The 22,877-nt window shown below is 43.9% G+C and carries 18 protein-coding genes; 16 read left to right on the top strand and 2 right to left on the bottom strand.

Annotation, left to right across the window (positions count from 1 at the left end; genetic code table 11):
* Window position 1: 1 nt before the first annotated feature.
* From ACFOHL_RS04990 to mutT, 16 genes are all read left to right on the top strand, one after another.
* On the top strand, window positions 2-1,783 hold the full coding sequence (locus ACFOHL_RS04990; protein WP_376919101.1) for a penicillin-binding transpeptidase domain-containing protein: 1,782 nt from the start codon (window positions 2-4) through the stop codon (window positions 1,781-1,783).
* Entirely contained in the window at window positions 1,770-3,377 is a 1,608-nt protein-coding gene (locus ACFOHL_RS04985) for a UDP-N-acetylmuramoyl-L-alanyl-D-glutamate--2,6-diaminopimelate ligase (protein ID WP_376919100.1), read from the top strand. Before ACFOHL_RS04990 ends, ACFOHL_RS04985 begins: the two co-directional genes overlap by 14 nt.
* Complete coding sequence (locus tag ACFOHL_RS04980) at window positions 3,374-4,795, top strand: UDP-N-acetylmuramoyl-tripeptide--D-alanyl-D-alanine ligase (RefSeq protein ID WP_376919099.1); 1,422 nt, start codon at window positions 3,374-3,376, stop codon at window positions 4,793-4,795. Before ACFOHL_RS04985 ends, ACFOHL_RS04980 begins: the two co-directional genes overlap by 4 nt.
* Window positions 4,789-5,871, top strand: a complete 1,083-nt coding sequence (gene mraY, locus ACFOHL_RS04975; RefSeq protein ID WP_376919098.1) for a phospho-N-acetylmuramoyl-pentapeptide-transferase — start codon at window positions 4,789-4,791, stop codon at window positions 5,869-5,871. Before ACFOHL_RS04980 ends, mraY begins: the two co-directional genes overlap by 7 nt.
* Before the next feature lie 6 nt (window positions 5,872-5,877).
* On the top strand, window positions 5,878-7,308 hold the full coding sequence (gene murD, locus ACFOHL_RS04970; protein ID WP_376919097.1) for a UDP-N-acetylmuramoyl-L-alanine--D-glutamate ligase: 1,431 nt from the start codon (window positions 5,878-5,880) through the stop codon (window positions 7,306-7,308).
* A complete protein-coding gene (ftsW, locus tag ACFOHL_RS04965) occupies window positions 7,305-8,549 on the top strand; it encodes a cell division protein FtsW (RefSeq protein WP_376919096.1) in 1,245 nt (414 codons plus the stop codon). Before murD ends, ftsW begins: the two co-directional genes overlap by 4 nt.
* Window positions 8,542-9,660, top strand: a complete 1,119-nt coding sequence (gene murG / locus ACFOHL_RS04960; RefSeq protein ID WP_376919095.1) for an undecaprenyldiphospho-muramoylpentapeptide beta-N-acetylglucosaminyltransferase — start codon at window positions 8,542-8,544, stop codon at window positions 9,658-9,660. The genes ftsW and murG overlap by 8 nt, the downstream gene beginning before the upstream one ends.
* Window positions 9,661-9,694: 34 nt before the next feature.
* Entirely contained in the window at window positions 9,695-11,158 is a 1,464-nt protein-coding gene (gene murC / locus ACFOHL_RS04955; RefSeq protein WP_376919247.1) for a UDP-N-acetylmuramate--L-alanine ligase, read from the top strand.
* Window positions 11,158-12,105, top strand: a complete 948-nt coding sequence (locus ACFOHL_RS04950; RefSeq protein ID WP_376919094.1) for a D-alanine--D-alanine ligase — start codon at window positions 11,158-11,160, stop codon at window positions 12,103-12,105. Before murC ends, ACFOHL_RS04950 begins: the two co-directional genes overlap by 1 nt.
* 2 nt (window positions 12,106-12,107) lie before the next feature.
* Complete coding sequence (locus tag ACFOHL_RS04945; RefSeq protein ID WP_376919093.1) at window positions 12,108-12,866, top strand: cell division protein FtsQ/DivIB; 759 nt, start codon at window positions 12,108-12,110, stop codon at window positions 12,864-12,866.
* Between the two features lie 21 nt (window positions 12,867-12,887).
* A complete protein-coding gene (ftsA, locus tag ACFOHL_RS04940; RefSeq protein WP_376919092.1) occupies window positions 12,888-14,117 on the top strand; it encodes a cell division protein FtsA in 1,230 nt (409 codons plus the stop codon).
* Between the two features lie 68 nt (window positions 14,118-14,185).
* Window positions 14,186-15,322, top strand: a complete 1,137-nt coding sequence (ftsZ, locus tag ACFOHL_RS04935) for a cell division protein FtsZ (RefSeq protein ID WP_376919091.1) — start codon at window positions 14,186-14,188, stop codon at window positions 15,320-15,322.
* A gap of 102 nt (window positions 15,323-15,424) precedes the next feature.
* On the top strand, window positions 15,425-16,354 hold the full coding sequence (gene lpxC, locus ACFOHL_RS04930) for a UDP-3-O-acyl-N-acetylglucosamine deacetylase (RefSeq protein ID WP_376919090.1): 930 nt from the start codon (window positions 15,425-15,427) through the stop codon (window positions 16,352-16,354).
* A gap of 284 nt (window positions 16,355-16,638) precedes the next feature.
* Window positions 16,639-17,511, top strand: a complete 873-nt coding sequence (locus ACFOHL_RS04925; RefSeq protein WP_376919089.1) for a M23 family metallopeptidase — start codon at window positions 16,639-16,641, stop codon at window positions 17,509-17,511.
* Window positions 17,512-17,645: 134 nt separating this feature from the next.
* On the top strand, window positions 17,646-20,354 hold the full coding sequence (gene secA, locus ACFOHL_RS04920) for a preprotein translocase subunit SecA (RefSeq protein WP_376919088.1): 2,709 nt from the start codon (window positions 17,646-17,648) through the stop codon (window positions 20,352-20,354).
* The gene (gene mutT, locus ACFOHL_RS04915; RefSeq protein ID WP_376919087.1) at window positions 20,355-20,795 is read left to right on the top strand and encodes an 8-oxo-dGTP diphosphatase MutT; all 441 of its coding nucleotides are present in this window, start codon (window positions 20,355-20,357) and stop codon (window positions 20,793-20,795) included.
* Window positions 20,796-20,848: 53 nt separating this feature from the next.
* On the opposite strand, the gene ACFOHL_RS04910 is transcribed toward mutT, so the two are convergent.
* Window positions 20,849-21,640 carry a hypothetical protein gene (locus tag ACFOHL_RS04910; protein WP_376919086.1) on the bottom strand — a complete coding sequence of 264 codons (792 nt, stop codon included), beginning with the start codon at window positions 21,638-21,640 and terminating at the stop codon, window positions 20,849-20,851.
* On the bottom strand, window positions 21,637-22,710 hold the full coding sequence (locus ACFOHL_RS04905; RefSeq protein WP_376919085.1) for a methyl-accepting chemotaxis protein: 1,074 nt from the start codon (window positions 22,708-22,710) through the stop codon (window positions 21,637-21,639). The genes ACFOHL_RS04910 and ACFOHL_RS04905 overlap by 4 nt, the downstream gene beginning before the upstream one ends.
* Window positions 22,711-22,877: the final 167 nt, after the last annotated feature.

The following is a 22,877-nucleotide window of genomic DNA, read 5'->3' as shown; positions in this document are numbered from 1 at the left end:
AATGACGGTTACCGCTACGATACAAAAGCCGCGTCGCCGCAAAACAAAAAAAGCGGGGCAGGCTAAACCAAATGTGTCGCCAATTCTGGTGCAATGGCGTTTTGCCGTTGTGCTTACAGCAGTCGTATTTGTTTTCGCTTGCTTGGCTGTTAGAGCAGCTTATATACAAGTAATTGAACCTGATGTACTGATCGAACACGGTGATAATCGGACAATCCGCGTAAGAGACAATGCAAATTATAGGGGGCTCATTACCGACCGACACGGACAACAACTCGCGGTGTCCGTACCTGCACAGGCGATTTACGCTGACCCCAAGATTATTCATAGCAATGATGCTCTAGCGGATAATCGCCGATGGCAGGCTTTGGCAGAAGTCTTAGAGCAGGATATCAATAAACTCAAAGCACGCGTAAAGAACCCCAATAGGCGGTTTGTTTACTTGCAGCGTCAAGTCACGCCTGCCATGGCTGAATTCGTCGAAAACTTGAATATTCCGGGCGTTTATTTACGCAATGAGTCAAAACGTTACTACCCTTCGGGCGAAGTGTCTGCGCATGTTGTCGGTTTTACAGATGTGGATGATAAGGGGATTGAAGGCTTAGAAAGGCTATACAATCAATACCTTACCGGCACACCAGACAAGCGCAGAATTAGACGTGATGCAGAAGGGCGGCAAATTGAAATTCTTGAGCAAAAAAAGGGTAAGGCCGCTGAAAACCTCCAGCTCACTATTGATCAGCGTATTCAGGCGCTGACATACCGAGAAATTAAGAAAGCCACTCTCCAGTACACAGCGGCATCTGCATCGGCAGTCGTGGTCGATGTGCATTCTGGCGAAGTGCTCGCCTTGGCTAACACGCCCTCGTACAACCCTAACAATCGCGCCACCGTCGCGGGGCACAAAATGAGAAACAGAGCCATTACCGATGCATTTGAGCCAGGCTCAAGTGTAAAGCCTTTGGCAGTATTGGCCGCATTAGAATTTGGCACGGTTGAAAGAGATAGTGTAGTAGATACTTCTCCAGGATGGATGTATTTGGGGGGGAGCCGAGTGAGTGACCCGCGTAACTACGGGAAGTTGTCTTTAACTGAGATAATAAAACGCTCCAGCAACATGGGAACGTCTAAGTTGGCCTTGGGTATTCCAAAAGAATTTTTAATGGATATTTATTACAACATGGGGCTAATGAGTACGACTGGTCTTAACATGGTTGGGGAGTCAAGCGGTATTTTCCATGAGCGCAGCCGTTGGTCACAGCATGAAATATCGACTTTATCTTTTGGTTACAGTATTGCTGTAACCACCGTCCAATTAGCCAGAATGTATGCAACGATTGGTAATGGTGGGCTGCAATACCCGCTTTCAATAGTCAAAGGTCTCAATCCTGCCGTTGAGCCTGTCCGCGTTGTCAGTGAAGAAAATGCTTATGCGATTTTGGAGATGATGGAAAGTGTCACGAAAGAAGGGGCAACAGGACAAAAAGCCGCGGTTGAGGGCTACAGAGTAGCAGGTAAAACAGGCACATCAAGAAAGGCTGTCGCCGGTGGATATGGAGAGGAATACGTCAATATATTTGCTGGTCTTGCACCTGTTTCAAAACCGCAAATAGCTGTGGTTGTACTCATAAATGAACCTGCAGGAGATTTGTACCACGGTGGTGATACCGCCGCACCGGTGTTTTCTTCAATTGTGTCGGGCGCCTTGCACATGCTAAACGTTCCACCCGATGCGATTGGTGTCAATCACACGCTAGAGAGAAATCTACATGCTGTGCGCTAAAGTAGACACTAGCCAAGTCTTGTTGGCGATAAGTCACTTAGGCTTTTCCTTGTCTGAGGAAGAGCAGCTTTTGCTAAGCGCGATTGAGGGTTTTACCGCCGACAGTCGTCAAGCCTCGCCAAGCATTGCCTTTCTTGCTTTACAAGGTGTGAGTCGTCACGGTCGCGAATTTATTGAGCAAGCAAAGGCTTTGGGTACGGTATTGATTATCGAAGATAGCTCTGAATCTGATGCCGATACAAACTCAAAACAAATGCTTATCACCTCTACACCTGCCGACAAGCAAGTGTTGCATCTAAGTGTTGTGAATTTAGCTGGCAAACTTTCTTCGTTCTTTGCCACTCTTTACCCACAATTAGATGGGTTCAAGCAAATAGTCGCAGTAACTGGCACGAATGGTAAGACTTCTGTTGCCAGTTTTTATGCGCAATTAGCCGCAAGCATTATTGGTAAGGCAGCCAGTATTGGTACCTTGGGCACCTTGACTTATGACAATGATGGTGAAGAACGCTGTGTTCAAGAAGCCGAAAACACGACACCGGAACGCGTGAGTTTGTTGAATCAACTCGCATGGTTAGCTGAACAGGGCTATTGCTACGTTGCAATTGAAGCATCTTCACACGGCATAGAGCAAGGAAGACTCACTGGCTTACCCATTGATACCGCCATTTTTACCAACTTATCGCAAGATCACTTGGACTATCACGGCAGCATGCAGGCCTATGGGGCAGCAAAACGTGCATTGTTAAACAATACTCATATTCAAAACGTCATCGTGAATTTTGATGATCCTGAGTCCGCACTTTGGCAACAATCCTTGCAAAGCCAGCAACGACTCAGTGGTTTTACATTATTACCAAATGCAGCTAAAGATTCTTTGTCCTCGTGCATGCAACGCGTTTTTTCTGTATCGAATACTCAATATTTGTCTGACGGCTTGTATTTTAGCTTGTTCGAAAGCGCACAAGCCTACTCCATCCATCTTGGTTTGATTGGAGACTTCAATATTGCAAACTACCTTGCGGCGATTGCTGCTTTTCGCGCTGCATCTGTTGACATGGAAGCGATCGCGCTCGCTAGCCCTCGTTTAAAAGGCGCAAAAGGAAGAATGGAAATAATGGCAAGTCATCATGCTCAGGTTATTGTTGATTTTGCCCATACACCTGATGCACTTAAGCAAGCGCTTCAGGCATCACGCAAACATACTAAAGGTAGTTTATGGGTGGTCTTTGGTTGCGGTGGAAATAGAGACAAAGAGAAACGTCCATTGATGGGGAGCATCGCAGTTCAGTTTGCAGATAAGGTTATTTTGACTCAGGACAACTCTAGATTTGAGAAGCCAGAAGATATCGTTGAAGACGTTTTAAGCGGTATCGCTGAGGGCGAAACCAAAGACCAGAGCGCAGCAGCAGGTAAAGTCATCAGCATTCTTGACCGTTGCGAAGCTGTAAAATATGCACTGTCATCTGCACAAGTTGGTGATGTTGTATTGATTGCCGGAAAAGGGCATGAAAATTATTTAGATATTCAAGGTAAAAAAATAACATATGACGAACGTGCCTTTGTTCAACAGTTAGCCGAGGAGTATATATGATTCCAGTAACATTGGGGTGGCTAGCTAAACAAGTCAAGGGACAGTTAAGCACGGATAGTGTCACCAATATGGTAATAGAGGATATTACTACTGATTCTCGAAGCCTAAGCGCTGGCAGTGTGTTTATTGCGCTAATTGGCGAAAACTTCGACGGGCATGAATATGCATTAGACGCCCTGCAAAAAGGCGCGGCTGCCTTGATTGTTAGCAAACCAGTCGATTCTCCTTTACCTCAAATTTTAGTGAAAGATACTCGGCATGCACTTGGCGATATTGCCAGAGCAGTCAAAGAAAAAGTCGCACCAAAAACGATTGGTATTACCGGAAGCAGTGGTAAAACAACTGTAAAGGAAATGACCGCATCTATATTAACCCAGTGCGGCAAGACATTGGCGACAGCAGGCAACTTTAATAATGATATTGGTGTGCCACTCACTTTGTTGAGATTAACTGAAAATCACCGATTTGCCGTAATTGAAATGGGCGCAAATCATCAAGGTGAAATTGAATACACGGTAAATTTAGCCAAGCCTGACGTAGTCACTATTGTCAATGCTGCCGCATCGCATTTACAAGGTTTTGGTAGTTTGTTTGGTGTAGCGCGTGCAAAAAGTGAAATTTTCTCAGGCTTACAATCTGGTGGTACTGCCGTGATCAATACCGATAGTCAATTTTATGAGTTTTGGCAGGGAAAATGTGATCATATAAATACCCTTAGCTTTTCGCCGAATAGTTGTAAAGGGGACTTTTTCGCTAAAAACGTCAGTATTAACAAAGATGGATGCGCAGAGTTTGAACTAATTACCCCAGTTGGAAAAATTCCCATTAGGTTGCGAATACCCGGCGCGCACAATATTGGTAATGCAGTGTTGGCTGCTGCATTGAGTCACCAAGTCGGCGCAGAGCTGCACCATATCCAAACAGGCTTATTCAATATGCGCTCGGTAAAAGGGCGCTTAAGCCTCATTAACGTCAGTAGCAAAATTCGTATTCTAGATGATACCTATAACGCTAATGTCGCTTCAGTCAAGGCCGCAATTGATTCGCTTGTTACCTTTAACGGTCCACGTATTTTTGTGTTTGGTGATATGGGTGAATTAGGCGACCAAGCGGCTAGTTATCACCAACAAATTGGTGAATATGCAAAACAAAAAGGCGTTGATGCCCTCATTACCATAGGCCAGTTGAGTGTGCATGCAAGTCAAGTTATGGACAAGCAAGGCATGCATTGCGAATCGGTTGACGACATTATCTCGCAAATCACTGCGCTTGTTGACGCGGCAGAAAAAGCAGGGAAAGTGCCTGTGAATATACTGGTTAAAGGCTCACGTAGTGCCAAAATGGAGCGCGTGACTCAAGCTATACAATTAAAACTAGGATTCCAAGGGGATCAATCTAAGGAGTCTGAACTATGCTAATTTGGTTGGCAGAATGGTTAACGCAATTTGAGAGCGCGTTCAATGTTTTCTCGTATTTAACTATGCGAGCCATTTTAAGCACCTTGACCGCATTATTAATTGCGATATTGATTGGACCCGCAATGATCCGATGGCTACAGCGAATGCAAATTGGTCAAACGGTTCGAAATGATGGTCCAGAATCGCATCTCGCGAAATCAGGCACGCCGACAATGGGGGGAGTATTGATTCTGGCAGCAGTGCTTGTCAGCAGTATTTTGTGGGCAGATCTTCAAAACCGCTACGTGCTGGTTACCCTGTTTGTGATTGCCAGTTTAGGCATTTTGGGTTTTGTTGATGACTACAGAAAAGTAGTCAGAAAGGATCCCAAAGGATTAATCGCTCGATGGAAATACTTTTGGCAGTCAGTGATTGCCTTGGCCGTTGCCATTTTTCTGTACATCAACAGCAATATCGAGGCAGAAACTTCGCTCATTGTCCCTTTTTTCAAAGACGTACTGCCGCAACTGGGCATTTTTTATATTGTCATTGTTTATTTTACCATTGTTGGCACCAGTAACGCAGTGAACTTAACTGACGGACTCGATGGCTTGGCAATCGTGCCGACCATACTTGTGGCTGGTGCCTTTGCCATTTTTGCTTATGTGACCGGAAACGTAAATTTTTCTGCTTATCTGAATATCCCGTTTATTCCTCTTACTAGTGAGCTTGTGATTGTATGTACCGCCATTGTTGGTGCTGGACTCGGGTTCTTGTGGTTTAACACCTATCCAGCTCAGGTGTTTATGGGAGATGTGGGTTCTTTAGCTCTGGGTGGAACCTTAGGGGTACTAGCAGTCTTAGTCAGGCAAGAAATTGTCCTTGTGATTATGGGCGGGATTTTTGTTATCGAGACGCTCTCAGTAATCTTGCAAGTAGGCAGCTACAAATTGCGTGGCAAGCGTATTTTTAGAATGGCGCCAATACACCATCACTACGAATTAAAAGGTTGGCCCGAGCCAAAAGTCATTGTGAGGTTTTGGATTATATCCTTAATCCTTGTGTTAGTTGGTCTTGCGACCTTAAAGTTGAGATAAGAGTAGATGCACAACACGAGTTTTGATACCCAATACCAAGATAAGGCGGTCGCAGTGATCGGTTTTGGTGTGACAGGGCAAGCTTGTGTAAAATTTATGCTTGCACGTGGCGCAAACGTAACCCTTTTTGACAGCAAATACGACGACTTACTCGATAAGCAAATTGACGACCCCTTATTAGTACAAGTTAAACTCGCCCGATTTGATGAAAGTAGCGAATTTGAAGGCTTTCACCTTGTGCTTGTAAGCCCTGGAGTAAATACCCAAAAAAATGCCATACAGCGAGCAATTAAGTTAGGTTTACCTCTTGTTAGTGATATAGAGCTATTCGCTCGGCATAACACCACACCTACCATCGGCATTACCGGTTCAAATGGTAAAAGTACAGTCGTCGATATGTTAAATACTGGCTTGTCTAAAGAGGGTTTAAAAGTCGCAGTTGGCGGTAATTTTGGTAACTCAGTGCTGGAATTGCTGGATGAGCAATATGATGTCATTGTACTTGAATTGTCTAGTTTTCAGCTTGAACTGACCTTTTCGCTAAAACTAAGTGTGGCGGCCATATTAAATGTAAGTGAAGACCACATAGATCGGCACGGTGATCTACTCTCATATGCGCGCGCTAAACAAGGCATTTATAAACACGCCGATGTGTGTATTTTTAATAGAGATGATGTGTTAACTGCGATTCCGCCTGAGGCGCTGCCAGAAAGCAAATCGCAAGGGGTTGATGATTCCCGCAGTCAACGCTTGTTTTCTTTTGGAAAGACTGCCCCTCTAGCTTGTTCCCAAGCGGTTGAACTTGCGATCTTTGAAAATGCTGAAGGCCTGTATATCAACAATGCGAAAATACTGAAATATGAGGCCATTGCTCATCTGGCCAAGCACAATGTGTTGAACTTGCAAGTTGCCCTATTGTGTGCAAAAGCTATCTTGAAAGATGACAACGCCTTTAAAAAGTGCACGATGTCATTGATGACCTATCGAGGCTTAGCGCATCGCTTTTCATTGGTACGCCAAACAACGCTTGCCAACGGTATGCAAACCCAATGGATTAATGATTCAAAAGCAACAAACCCAGGCGCGGCTATTGCTGCAATAAACTGCATCAATGAAAACGATAATTTAGTTTTGTTGGTTGGTGGAGATAGCAAAGGCACCGATTTAAGCGAACTAAAGTCCTTGATTTCTAGTAGGGTAAACTTACTTTTGTCGATGGGAAAAGACGCAAGACGCTTTGCTGGTTGCTGTGCTAACACAGAATTTGTTGCAAGCATGGAATCGGCGGTAAATGCCGCAAAACAATACGTAGAAACCTGTACTACAAACTCAGTCGTGTTGTTGTCTCCAGCATGTGCCAGCATGGACATGTTTAAAAACTATCAACACCGCGGAGAGGTATTTGAACAGGCAGTCAATGCTCAGGAGTTTTCATGAGCGAGACGGATGTAGCAAAACAGCAAAGCTTGGCAGGCTTGTTTTCTCGTCGGCATGATGTTCCATCTGCTCGCCCGTATAACTTATGGTTAGTATTGATTGCGATCACCTTACTTTCCATCAGTTTTGTCATCGTCACTTCTGCATCGATTCCAGAGGCCGTGCGACTGCATGACAACCCGTTTCACTTTGCTATTCGTCACGGTATATACATTTGTTTGGCTGTCGTCGCGGCCATGATCACATTGAATATTCCTATGCAGTTTTGGCGCGTAATGAACCCTTATTTGTTGCTACTTGCTGTCGCTTTGTTAGTCGCAGTATTAATCATTGGGCGCGAAGTAAATGGCAGTACGCGTTGGTTGGTAGTAGGGCCTGTTACGGTACAAGCCGCCGAGCCTGCAAAATTATTCTTTTTCTGCTATTTGGCAGGGTATTTGGTGCGGCGCTACGAACAAGTGACCGAAAACTTAAAAGGCTTTATCAAGCCCTTACTTGTTTTCTTTGTGTTAGCCGTATTGCTATTGATGCAACCAGACTTGGGTACGGTCATCGTTATGTTCGCTACGACCTTAGCACTTCTGTTTTTGGCGGGCGCTAAGCTTTGGCAGTTTTTCGCACTTGGTTTTACCGGTATCGCCGCCGTTGTGAGTCTAATTGTGTACTCGGACTATCGCATGAAGCGCATTACCGCTTTTCTTGACCCTTGGGCAGATCCTTTTGGTAGTGGATATCAATTGACACAGTCTTTAATGGCCTTTGGTCGAGGTTCTTGGCTGGGACAAGGTCTGGGAAACAGTGTTCAAAAGCTGAATTTTTTACCTGAGGCGCATACAGATTTTATCATGGCAATTTTAGCCGAAGAACTAGGGTTTGCAGGTATCATTACCATACTTGCTCTCATTTTATGGATGGTGATTATTGCGCTTCGTATAGGCAATAAGGCGCTTACCAATGAGCGCCCGTTTGATGCTTTTGTTGCCTATGGTATTGGCGTGTGGTTTAGCTTTCAAACCGCTGTAAACTTGGGAGCGGCCTCTGGCGTTTTACCGACTAAAGGACTCACGCTACCGCTCGTCAGCTACGGAGGCTCATCGCTAATAATAATGTGCGTTGCCGTGGCCATTTTAATTCGCATTGATTTTGAAATCCGCGTCGCGGGTGTGCAAGCCATGCCTAAAAAACGGAAACGCGCCGCCAAGGCAGTCCCAGTAGACGATAGGGAGGCCGAGCATGCCTAAAATTGTGATTATGGCAGGCGGTACAGGTGGTCATGTCTTTCCTGGTCTAGCGCTAGCAAATGAATTGAAAGACAGAGGCTGGACAATCGAGTGGTTTGGCACGAGAGATAGAATGGAAGCAGACACGGTGCCCAGACACGGATATCCAATTCATTTTCTCGACATCGCCGGCGTAAGGGGCAAAGGTCTATTGCGCAAACTACACTCCCCCATTCGCTTGATTCAGGCTGTGTTATCCGCTCGAAAGATACTAAAACAGCTCAGCCCTGATTTAGTGATCGGTATGGGCGGCTATGCTAGTGGCCCTGGAGGGCTTGCTGCAAAAAGTCTAAATATTCCCTTGTTTATTCACGAGCAGAACGCTGTTTTTGGTTTGACTAACCGTCTATTGGCGGTGTTCGCCGACAAAGTCTTTACTGGCTTTGATTTAACAAAAAAACAAACTGAGAGTAAAGCGCCGTCGAATACCATATGGGTGGGCAATCCTGTGCGTGCTGAGTTCTTCGAGTCTCAAGCTCGAGAAATCGACACTCTTTTCGCTAGCAATAAAATAACTGAAAGCGAGAATCCCCCATGCAATATTCTAATTACAGGCGGTAGTTTGGGGGCGCAATCACTCAATACCTTGTTGCCAAGCATCATAAATTCTTGCTGCAAGGAGCATAATTTAAAAGTGTGGCATCAAGCCGGCAAAGGCAAATTGACTGGCATTGAAGAAAATTATTCTACAGACGTTACCTTGCGCGTTGACGAGTTTATTGGCAATACCGCCGACGCTTACGCGTGGGCAGAGATCATTGTATGTCGTGCCGGTGCCTTAACCGTCGCAGAGGTCTCGGCGTCTGGTAAACCGGCAATATTTGTTCCACTACCTATTGCAGTGGATGACCACCAGACCAAAAATGCGCGGGTTTTGGTTGAAGCGAATGCGGCCTATCTAGTAAATCAAAAAGACATTTCAGAGCGATTGGAAGCTTACCTAAAGGCACTGCTGAGTGACAAAAAATTAAGAAAAACAATGGGTGAAAATGCCAAAGTGCTGGCAAAAGTCGATTCGGCAAAGGTGCTAGCAGACTATTGTCAGCAAGAAATAGGAATGAAACATGACTAAGCCACAAGCCAAACAGGGTATTAACAAGCAACCGATGCCTGTGAACGATCACAAGATGCGGAGTGTAGACAACATACACTTTGTTGGCATTGGAGGTGCAGGTATGGGTGGCATAGCAGAAGTGATGATAAATCTTGGCTATCACGTAAGTGGCTCAGATAAAGCTGAAGGTGCAATGACTAGGCGACTAGCATCATTAGGTGCTGATATTTGCATAGGCCATCACGCTAAAAATGTGGAACACTCCGACTTAGTTGTAGTCTCGACCGCGATCAATAAAAAAAATCCAGAAATTTTGTTCGCCCAACAAAATCGCATACCTGTGATACGGCGTGCACAAATGTTAGCCGAATTAATGCGCTTTAGATATGGCATTGCTGTAGCCGGTACTCATGGAAAAACAACGACCACAAGCCTGTTGGCTACAATATTTTCACATGCCGAACTCGATCCGACTTTCGTAATAGGTGGCCTATTAAACAGTGCAGGTACCAATGCAAAGCTAGGCGCGAGTAAATACCTTATTGCAGAAGCCGATGAAAGCGACGCCTCGTTCTTACATTTGCAGCCGACGGTTTCGGTAGTGACCAATATCGAAGCAGATCATCTGGAAGCGTATGACGGCGATTTTGGGAAAATGCAAAGCGCTTATCTTGAGTTTTTACATAATTTACCTTTTTATGGCCTGGCGGTCTTATGTGGTGACGATAAGGTGATCCGCTCACTTTTACCTAAGTTGGAAAGAAAGTACCTGACATACGGACAGCATGATGACAACGACTATGTGGCAAAACAAATCACCTATGGTGTTAACCGGAGTGACTTTATTGTCTCAAGGCCGGGCAGGGACGACATTAAAATACATTTAAACATTACTGGTATACACAACGTGTTAAATGCAACGGCTGCGGTTGCCATTGCAACCGACGAGGGTATCAGTGACGAACACATTCAAGGTGCTTTATCCACCTTTGCGGGGATCGGTAGGCGTTTTCAAATCTTAGGCGATTTCGCTTTTGCCCAAACCAGTGATGCTGAAAAAGCGACTCACTTTACTCTAGTTGATGACTATGGTCACCATCCAACAGAAGTAGAGATGACCATTGCCGCGGCGCGCAGTAATTGGCCTGATCGAAGGCTAGTGATGGTATATCAACCGCATCGATACACTCGAACCCGAGACCTTTATGAGTCGTTCGTTGCTGCGCTATCTAAAGTTGATTGCTTACTGCTGCTCGATATTTACGCCGCCAGTGAGGAAGCAATTGATGGCGTAGACAGCACTAACCTTTGCCGTTCCATCCGACAACGAGGAAAAGTTGATCCGATATTTGTGGGCGGCGGCAGTAATTTATTTAGTGTTTTACCTGATGTCTTGCAAGACGGAGATGTTGTATTTATGCAAGGTGCGGGAAATATTGGCAATTTAGCGCAACAAATGCTTGAGCAGGCTTGTGATTTTAATACTCTGGCTGCAACGAATGGAGAGCAAAAATAATGTTACTCGGAAAATATACACCGGAGTCGTTTGGCAAAGTTGCCGTGTTGCTAGGAGGGGAGTCAGCAGAGCGAGAAGTCAGCTTAGCATCAGGTTCAGCAGTACTTAAATCTCTGCATGAAGCCGGCATTGATGCGCATGGCTTTGACCCCGCACATCGCTCAATTTGTGAATTGGTGACAGACTCATTTGATCGCGCGTTTATAATCCTCCATGGAAGAGGGGGAGAAGATGGTGTGATTCAGGGCGCATTACAACAGCTTAAAATTAGCTACACAGGTACTGGCGTACTGGGAAGTGCGCTCGCCATGGACAAAGTATTGAGTAAGTTAGTGTGGTCTGCTCGCAATATGCCTACGGCAGATTATCGGGTATTGGACAAAGCTAGTTTTAACCCAAATGAATGTGCGCTTATTTTGGCGGATTTGGGAGGGACTGTGATGGTCAAACCTTCCCGCGAAGGCTCAAGTATTGGCATGGCAAAAGCTAGCAATGCCTCGTCTTTGCAGAAGGCGATTGAAGCGGCCTTTGCTTTCGACAACGATGTGCTTGTAGAGTCCTATATTGACGGCCCTGAGTATACAGTCAGTATCGTCAATGGCGTAGCCTTGCCATCTATTCGGATGACTTCTCCGCATGATTTTTATGATTATCAGGCAAAATATGCCAGTGACGATACCGAGTACTTTTGTCCAAGTGGGCTGCCTGTAGCGCAAGAGCAGGAACTAGGCCGCTTGGCACTCACTGCTTTCGAAATGCTTTCTGGAGCCGGTTGGGGGCGAGTTGACTTGATGCGCGACAAACATGGTAAGTTTTATTTACTAGAATCGAACACCGCGCCAGGTATGACTGAAAAGAGCTTGGTACCAAAAGCTGCCGCACAAGCCGGCATGAGCTTTCAGGAACTTGTTGTGTCGATATTGGCACAGACATTTGCAAACGACTAAACATGACGACTGAACTGGCAAAAACAGAAAACCCAGTGCCCAGAGAGCAAGTGTCCTTGCCCCTTGGCTTATTGGTTTTTGTTGGCGTTATTGGCTCTCTTGTATTCATTGCGTTCAAAATTAACGCATGGCTAGAAGATGAACAAATGCTGCCGGTTCAAAGCATCGTGTTTACTGGAAAAGTTGAACAAGTTGACGTTGAGCAACTTGAGGCCAATATTCGACGAGAAAATGCGGGAAGTTTTTTTGCGGTAGACGTAAATGATGTACACGACTTGGTAGAAAAACACCCTTGGGTATTTAAAGCATCAGTTAGAAAGCGTTGGCCAAGCAAATTGTATATACACATCGTTGAGCAAGAAGCCGTTGCCGTATGGAATGCGGATTTATTACTAAATAAATACGGCGATTCTTTTGCAGGCTTGCCCTTTGAAGGTAAGTTACCTGTTTTGTTTGGACCCAATGGTAGCGAAAAAACGGCACTGGCTGGTTATAACCATATGCGCTCTCTGTTATATGGCACAGGGCAAGGTATTGAAGAGTTGATGCTCAGTGAACGTTTTGCATGGAAACTTCAGCTGAAAAGTAACATAGTATTGAATTTAGGGCGCCAAGAGTATATTGATAGGTTGCAGCGTTTTATTGATATCTACCCCTTGTTGAAAGAAACGGGTCAGCCAATAGATTACATTGATTTGCGTTATGATACAGGCTTAGCTGTGGGTTGGCTTGTAGCGCAACAAACTACCGCAAAAGAATAAGAATTAAAGGACGGATTAAACGTGTCAAAAGCAGCAGATAGAGACCTGATAGTTGGATTAGATATTGGTACTAGCACTGTAAAAGCGGTGGTAGGGGAAGTGTTACCTGATGGCGACCTCAGTATTCTCGGTGTCGGCGAACATAAATCGCGTGGTATGGAAAAAGGCGGCGTAAATGATTTGAATCTAGTGCTGCAATCTGTTCAACAGGCTGTTCAACAAATGGAGTTGATGGCTGACTGCCATGTGAGTTCTGTATTCATGTCGATAAGCGGTAGACATGTGCAATGTCAAAATGAAAGCGGTATGGTGCCTATTAATAATCAAGAAGTCACGCAAGAAGATGTCGATAATGTTATTCATGCCGCACGTTCTGTGCCCATGGCTGCTGAGCGAAAGTTATTACACGTGTTGCCACAAGAGTTTGTCATAGACGTACAAGAAGGAATTAAAAACCCCATCGGCATGTCGGGAGTAAGAATGGTCGCAGCGGCGCACATTATCACCTGCGCAGACGATATGGCAAAAAATTTAGTGAAATGTGTTGAAAATTGTGACTTGATAGTAGATCAAACGATTTTTAGCGCATTGGCATCAAGTTATGCAGTATTAACTGATGATGAAAAAGAATTGGGCGTGGCTGTTGTGGATATTGGTGGCGGTACGATTGATATCGTTATTTACACGGACGGTGCAATACGCCATACTGCAGTAATACCATTGGCAGGTAGCCAAATTACCAGCGATATAGCCAAGATATTTCGCACACCAATGAATAATGCAGAACAGATAAAAGTCAGTTATGCATGTGCGCTAAAAGACATGGTGAGTATGGAAGAAACGATCGAAGTCCCAAGCGTGGGTGGTCGTCCATCACGTGCGATGTCTAGGCACACATTGGCAGAGGTCATAGAACCACGGTTTCATGAGCTGCTAGAAATTGCGTATGAACAAATCAAAGCCAGCGGATTAGAAGAACAAATAGCGGCGGGCTTAGTAATAACCGGCGGTACCTCTAAAATGGAAGGTGCCGTTGAATTTGCCGAAGAAGTTTTTCAAATGCCTGTACGGGTGGGTAGACCGCATTCAGTAAAAGGTTTAGCTGAATATGTTGATGATCCTGCTTATGCGACTGCTGTGGGTTTGTTACAATACGGAAAACAAAGTTCAAATAATAAAAACAAGCCAGGAAAAACTGGTGAAGAAAGTATGATTAAACGCATACAGAGTTGGTTTAAAGGTGAGTTTTAGGGGACCTTTAAGCGCTAATAAAACAAGCGAGTCTGTGCGCACAGACTTGACAGTATCGGAGACTTATCATGTTCGAACTGATGGATAATACAAGCGACGAAGCCATTATTAAAGTGGTTGGCGTTGGTGGTGGTGGCGGTAATGCTGTCCAGCACATGGTCACGCACGTTATTGAAGGCGTAGATTTTATCGCCATGAATACCGATGCACAGGCTTTACATAATTCAACAGCGACAGTAAAAATTCAGATTGGTACAGAACTAACCAAAGGTTTGGGTGCTGGAGCTGATCCAAATGTGGGGCGTGAAGCCGCGCATGAAGACCGTGAAAAAATTCGCCAAGCTTTAGATGGCGCAGATATGGTGTTTATTACGGCTGGAATGGGCGGAGGTACCGGCACAGGTGCCGCACCAGAGGTGGCGAAACTAGCCAAAGATATGGGGATACTGACCGTTGCCGTAGTCACAAAACCTTTCCCATTCGAAGGTAAAAAACGGGCAGAATTTGCGAATCAAGGGATTACTGAGTTGTCTAAGTATGTCGACTCATTAATTACTATTCCAAACGAAAAGTTACTGAAAGTGATGGGCAAGGGGACACCTCTATTGCAAGCTTTCAGCGCTGCAAACGATGTATTGCGGGGATCAGTTCAGGGCATTGCCGAGTTGATTACTAAGACTGGCTTGGTGAATGTTGACTTCGCTGATGTAAAAACAGTGATGTCTGAGATGGGAACCGCAATGATGGGAAGCGGTGTTGGCACTGGCGAAGATCGTGCTGAAGAAGCGGCTGAAGCGGCAATTGCCTGCCCGCTTTTAGAAGACATCGATTTATCAGGTGCACGCGGGATACTGGTCAATATTACCGCCGGCCTAGATTTTGCCATTGACGAATATGAGACAATTGGTAACGCAGTAAAAGCCTTTGCGTCTGAAAATGCTACTGTGGTTGTCGGTACGGTTATTGATCCTGAAATGCAAGATGAGGTGCGCGTCACTGTTGTCGCTACCGGTATTGGCGCAGAGAGAAAGCCTGATATTACCTTGGTTAATAACGAAGGGAATAGGCAAAAAGCTACTGGTACTGATAATATGACAAGCCTCGGAGCAGAATCAGCCACAACGCTTAAGGCAGAGGAAGAAGCGCAACCAAGTGAGTTGGAATATTTGGATATTCCTGCTTTTCTAAGAAGACAGGCTGATTAAATCTGATCTGAACAGTTGTAAAGTCCTTGAAAAATTAAAACCCCTTGACAACAAAGGGGTTTTTCCTATAATGCGCGGTTAGCTTAACTATTAGAGAGCGGCATGTTAAAACAACGAACAATAAAAACGACCGTTACTGAAACCGGAATAGGCTTACACAAAGGCAAAAAAGTGCGAATGACGCTGAAGCCTGCACCGGTCAATACTGGCATTGTGTTTCGAAGAGTCGATTTAACGCCTCCCGTGGATATCCGTGCTGATGCGCGTGATGTCGGTGACACGATGTTGTGCACCTGCATTACCAACGACTCTGGCCACTCTATTCACACTGTTGAGCACTTAGCCTCAGCCCTATCAGGCCTGGGCATCGACAATATCATTGTCGAAGTTGACAGCCACGAGTTACCTATCCTAGATGGCAGCGCTAGCCCATTCATATTTTTACTTCAAAGCGCAGGGGTTCAGGAGCAAGAACAAGCAAAAAAATTCATTAAGGTAAACGAAACCATACGCGTTGAAGAGGGCGACAAATGGGCAGAGTTTAGGCCATATGATGGCTTTAAAGTCGATTTTAGGATTGATTTTGCGCATCCAGCTATCTCACAAACGCGTCAGCATGTGGTAATGGATTTTTCTAAGGACAGCTATGTCGATCAAGTTTCTCGGGCTAGAACATTTGGCTTTATGCGTGACCTTGAGACCATGAATTCGATGGATTTAGCACTGGGAGGCAGTATGAACAATGCTGTCGCATTGGATGAATTTCGTGTGCTCAACCCAGAGGGATTGCGCTATAAAGACGAATTCTTAAAACATAAAATTCTTGATGCTATTGGTGACTTGTATCTTGGCGGACATAGTTTACTTGGGGAATTAGTGGCTTATAAAACTGGGCATGGCTTAAATAATAAGTTGTTGAATGCAATACTAGATGCTACTCATGCATGGGAATATGTTGAGTTTGAAAGTGAAGAAAAGATGCCAATAAAATATATCGAAACAGGTGACGAGTTAGGTATTAAATTTGCATGAATTTTGTTCACTAGATTAGCACCCCGTATGTTGTCGAGTTTTCGGCACTATCGGCACTAAAAGTGAGCAGAATCTAGTAATAGTTATAAAATAAAAGACGTATTAACAGTAAACCATATACAGTATTTTAAGTTTTGCCGATATAAAAGGTATCTGATTAGATAATAATGCTGTTAAAGCGCAATAGGATTAAAATGCGAAGCACAATATACTCTGTATATGATGTTTGCACACAATAATAACTATAAATTTATTCGTATTTTGGACGTACTTGAGAATTGACCATGAAGATAACGATACTGGTAAAAGGAAACGAGACACGCTACGCCACGCGTTTTTCTGTGCGCAAACTGATTAGTGGTCTCGTGCTAGTATCGCTAGTCATGCTAGTATCCAGCCGAAGTACAGAGTCAGTGTATGAAAATCAAATTCGCTTAAATGTTATTAAAACGGGCTTGGAAGAGCAAAGTGAATTAGTGAATCAACTAAAAATTAATACTGAGCAGCAAGTTAATGGTATGGTGGGGCAACTGGCTGACATGCAGGTACAGTTGGAACGCTTGGATATAATCGGCAAAAACCTAGCTCAACAGGCTGGTCTCTCAGTTGAAGACTTTGTCTTACCAGAACAAACTAGTAAAGATATCGCCGCAGAACATCGTTTGACCAAAAAAATCGAAAAACTTTCTGATGCCTTGTCATTCAAAATTCAGCAATTGAATGCCCTTGAATCTATCTTGATTGGCCTCAATATTGAACTAGAGAGCAAATTAGCTGGTCGCCCAATTGAGCATGGATGGTTGTCTTCCTACTATGGAATTAGAAAAGACCCATTCACTGGAAAGCCGGCGATGCATAAAGGAATTGATTTTGCTGGGAAATCTGGCAGCGCGGTGATTGCAACCGGCGCGGGTGTAGTGACTTGGTCAGGTGAGCGTTACGGCTATGGTAAACTAGTAGAAGTAGACCACGGAAACGGTTTGAAAACCCGCTATGGTCATAATGACGAGCTGACTGTTAGCATCGGCGATGTAGTGACGAAAGGCCAAATGCTAGCAAAAATGGGCAACACCGGTCGCTCGACTGGTGCACATGTGCACTATGAAGTAATAAAAAACGGCGCTCAAGTCGACCCATTGCCCTATATTTACAGATAATTTTCAGTAAACGCCTGCAAAAAGCTTGTTGCAAATTGTTTGCAATAAATCTCTCTCTATACTGGTCATAACAACACCATAGGTGCTATTATGGCGCGTTTTTAAATTCAATCGAATCCGGATAACTCTTCAGCATGTTTGGAAGTATTTTTAAAAAGGTTTTTGGTACGCGAAACGATCGTTTACTCAAAAAATTAAACAAGACAGTTAAACAAATAAACGAGCTTGAAACTGTTTTTGAGAAACTCAGTGATGAGGAACTTAAAACCAAAACAGAGGAGTTAAAGCAAAAGGTTTCTGAAGGCTCTCCATTAGACAGCTTGATCCCTGAAGCCTTTGCCGTAGTCAGAGAAGCGAGTAAACGCGTATATGGCATGCGCCATTTCGATGTCCAAATGCTTGGTGGTATTGTATTACACCAAGGAAAAATATCCGAGATGCGCACTGGTGAAGGTAAAACACTCACTGCGACTTTACCGACATATTTGAACGCCTTAACTGGTAAAGGTGTACATGTAGTAACGGTAAATGATTACCTAGCGAAACGCGATGCAGATTGGGCTCGTAGTTTATTTGAATTCTTGGGTATGACAGTTGGGTGTAACATACCCGGCATGGATCAAAATGCCAAGAAACAAGCTTATGCTTGTGATATCACTTACGGCACAAATAATGAATTCGGTTTCGACTATTTACGCGACAATATGGCCTTTAGTCCCGCTGATAGGGTACAGCGCCCACTACACTATGCGGTTGTCGATGAAGTAGACTCAATTCTGATCGATGAAGCGAGAACACCACTCATTATTTCTGGTGCTGCAGAAGATAGCTCTGATTTGTATAAACGTATTAACGTTATTATTCCAAAGCTCAGTTTGCAGGAAAAAGAAGATGAAGAAGGCGAACGCGGGGATGGGCATTTCACCGTTGATGAGAAAGCCAAGCAAGTTCATCTTACTGAAAATGGACAAGAGTTCGTTGAAGAATTATTACAAAAAGAAGGATTGCTTGAAGAAGGCACATCATTGTTCTCCGCTGCCAATATTCCTTTATTACATCACGTTAATGCTGCGCTTCGCGCACACAAACTCTTTGAAAAAGACGTTGACTACATTGTAAAAGGCGATGACATTGTTATCGTTGACGAACATACTGGACGCACCATGGAGGGAAGGCGTTGGTCTGAAGGTTTACATCAAGCCATCGAAGCGAAGGAAGGCGTAAAAATCAATAATGAAAACCAAACGCTGGCCTCAATTACTTTCCAAAACTATTTCCGTATATATGACAAACTAGCGGGTATGACGGGTACTGCCGATACCGAAGCATTTGAATTTAATCATATTTATGGTTTGGAAACTGTGGTTATTCCAACTAATCGACCAATGGTTAGAATGGATATGGCAGATAAGATTTATTTGACCGCGCAAGAAAAATACGAGGCGATAGTGGCTGATATCAAAGCATGTGTTGAGCGTGGTCAACCAAGCTTAGTCGGCACAATATCTATCGAAAACTCTGAATTGCTTTCCAGCATTCTACGCAAAGAAAAAATCAAACACCAAGTTTTAAACGCGAAGTTTCACTCACAAGAAGCCGATATTGTTGCGCAAGCAGGTTTGCCTGGTGCGGTTACGATTGCGACTAATATGGCTGGACGCGGAACCGACATCGTGCTGGGAGGAAACTTACAAGCAGAGATTGATAAACTTAAGACGCCTACTGACGAAAAGATTGAACAGATAAAAGCCGAGTGGAAAAAGCGTCACGAAGCTGTGCTCGCAGCTGGCGGTTTGCACATCATCGGTACAGAGAGACATGAGTCTCGCCGCATTGACAATCAGTTACGAGGTCGTTCAGGACGACAAGGTGATGCGGGTTCATCGCGCTTTTATTTGTCACTAGAAGATCCTTTAATGCGGATCTTTGCCTCTGAAAAAATGGGGAATATGATGAAGCGCTTGGGCATGGAACGAGGCGAGTCAATTGAACACCCTTGGGTATCCAGAGCTATAGAAAATGCGCAAAGAAAGGTTGAAGGGCGCAACTTCGACATGCGTAAAGCCTTGTTAGAATATGATGATGTCGCTAATGACCAGCGGAAAGTAATTTACGAACAAAGAAACGAATTGTTGGACGAAGGTGATGTTGCAAAAACGGTAGAAAATATCCGTGTAGACGTTTTTAACACCGTGATTGACCAATACATTCCTCCTCAGTCGTTAGAAGAAATGTGGGATGTGCCTGGGTTAGAAGAGCGTTTGAAAAGTGATTTTGCGCTAGAACTACCGATTCAGAAAATGCTTGACGAAGACGACAAGCTATATGAAGAAAAAATCCGTGAATTCATCCTAAGTAAAGCAGAAGAAGCGTATAAGGCGAAAGAAGATGCAGTCGGTGATCAAGTTGTGCGTCAATTTGAGAAAGCAATCATGTTGCAATCACTTGACCAGCACTGGAAAGAGCATTTAGCTGCAATGGACTTTTTACGTCAAGGTATTAACTTGCGCTCTTACGCTCAGAAAAGCCCTAAGCAAGAATATAAGCGCGAGTCTTTTGAACTGTTTTCAGAAATGCTAGACAATTTGAAGTTGGATGTGATCAGTATTTTAAGCCGTGTACAAGTTCAAGAAAAGTCAGATGTAGAGAGAGTTGAAGCACAGCGTAGGCGGGCAGAAGCGGAACAAATAGCTGAGCACAAGTCTGTTGGCTCTGCTACTGAAGAAGCCTCTGATAAGAAATCGAAGCCTGTTCACCGGCAAGGACCGAAGGTAGGTAGGAATGACCCTTGTCCTTGTGGGTCGGGTAAAAAATACAAACAATGCTGTGGCAAACTCAGTTAATTGCAGTTTGCCGAGAATATTACTGTTGAGAACATGACAATCATTGATGTAGCCGTTGGCATAATCTCAAAGAATACTGCGGCAGACGATAAAGAATTTTTTGTTTGTCGTCGCGCCGTGCATCAGCATCAAGGGAATAAATGGGAGTTTCCTGGGGGGAAAGTAGATAAAGGTGAAAAACCTGAAGATGCTTTAGCCAGAGAGCTTTTCGAAGAAGTAGGGATTGCGATAGATAATATCTCGTCTTGCGCATTTGTGATCAGTCACAAATATGAAGATAAACACGTCAATTTGCATGTGTTTAATGTGCAAGAATTTGATGGTGACCCCTTTGGAAAAGAAGGTCAGCAAAGCCAATGGGTTAAGCTTGACACTTTGCTGACATTGAATTTTCCGAAAGCAAACAAGCCGATACTTGATTACTTACGCCAACAGGCTTAAGGTTAAACATGCTTCGCCAGCGAAGCTGAACAAACAGCAAGTATCTATGCTATCTAAGCATTGAGCTTAGTTATCTGTAATTTAAAACCATCCATTATTTTATTCAGCGCGTTTGTTGCCAAATCAAAATATTGAGACGCGTTCAAACTTGGTTTTTCGATAAGAATTTGACTCTCTATACAAGTTAATAGTGCTTCTATCGGTGGTGCCAATTCGGGCATCGGGTTACGTACTAGAAACTGCTCTAATTGTTCTTGAAGAAAGTGCAGCTTTATTCTTTCTACACTACTTGAACAACCAGACGCAGCAATTCCAGTACCGATTGCTCTTGCTTGCCCAACAGATTCACTGGCATTTAGGAGTAGCTGCCAAAGAATGTTGGCAGGTGTGTTATTTAGGCATTTCATTTCCTGCAAATGGTGTTGTTCGGCGCAGTCTTCAATAAGGTGCAATAGATTTCTAATAAATGCGTTATGTTGGTTAAAGTTATATGTTTTTGTTTTATCTCTGTTTATCGTCTTTAAACGCAACCAATGATCCATTTTACCCACCCAAAAACCGTTGCTCCTGATCCAAATAAAGTTTTTATTGATGTTTTGTTGAATGCTTTCAATATCATCTTGTAATTTGAGGATCCTCGGCATTAAACTGTTATCGCCGCCGATATACCCAGATGTTAATCCTCTATGTTGCTGCACAAGAGACAGCAGTGATACAAGTTCTTGTATCCACTTAATACCCACCCTTTGACGTTTTTTGTTGCCTTTTTCGTTTCTAATACCCGACACAATAAGTGCTACAAGTACTAACAGTATACTCAGGAGAATGGCTAAAAATACGCTCATGCGGCTTCCTTATTTTTGTCCGAAAGTTGGAGTAAATGGCTGGCTACGTCAGACGTTTGTTGTGCACGCACAACATTGTCATTTGCTTTACTGGATATATCTTCAATAAGCTGAGATATCTCTCGACACGCTATCGCTTGCTGTTCACAGGCCACGGCAACACCTGTAATGTCATCTGACACCTGTTCAGAAGAGCCAAGCAGTGACTTAAGTGTGCTTGATACCTCGCTGACTTTGCTATTGGTGTCGCTGGCACTTTCGAGTAACTGAGATATCTGTGAGGCAACATTTGACATATTTTGTGTGATGTCTTCTGTTTGTTTTGTAATCGTGTTTGCTGACTCATGACTTTTGTGGGCTAGGTTCCTAACTTCTTCTGCAACTACCGCAAAACCTCGACCATGCTCGCCTGCTCTGGCCGCCTCAATTGCCGCGTTCAATGCTAATAAATTTGTTTGTTCGGCCATCTCACGAATGACTTGCGACATGGAGTTAACTAAATCCATGTTTTCTTCAAGTTCTCTCAAGCTAGCTGCACTTGTGCTTGCTGAGTTAGACAGCTGACTCACTATCGCTTGTGTAGTATTCAGGTTCTCATAACCCAATTGGCATACGTCTTTGCTCGATGCGGCTTCTTCTCTGGTGCTATCTAAACGCCTGAATACGTCTTCAATACTTTGCGTTATTTCTGTTATCGCTGAGGCTACTGATAGAGTGGCATCAGATTGTGATTTAGAATGTTCCACTACTAAACGGGCATTGTCGGCAAGTTCATTTGAAGAAAAGCTCATTTCTGTAACGATAGCATTTGAGGTATCTAAGTTGCGATGTTTACTCCGCAATACATTTAGCATCGGATCTTGGAGACTATGCAGAGGGCCTTTTATGGATTCGCCTACTTGGTTGTCATATTCCTCTGTGAGCTTGCTTAAATAGCCAATGAATGACTCGAGGTCACTTTGTATTGCATTGAGTACAAAAAGAGCGAAAAGGCTACCGACGCAGAGTACGCCAAGACTTATCTTCGTAAATCCAAATCCAGCAAGCAGTATTGAGCCTAATACAAACATTGTAAATAGCTTTAAGCACCCAGATACCCCAAGCCGTTGGAGTGTATTGATAGATATTGGATTATGCATGTTGAAAAACAAAACGAGGATAACTTATTTTACTTAACGACAAAGCCAAGCGTTTATTTAGAAAAAATACACTTTAGTAGTGGTCCGTTTGGTCAGTT

It is taken from the genome of Agaribacter flavus (genome assembly GCF_042646125.1).
Classification (GTDB): Bacteria; Pseudomonadota; Gammaproteobacteria; order Enterobacterales; family Alteromonadaceae; genus Glaciecola; species Glaciecola flavus.
This window is presented reverse-complemented; position numbering and strand designations above follow the sequence as displayed.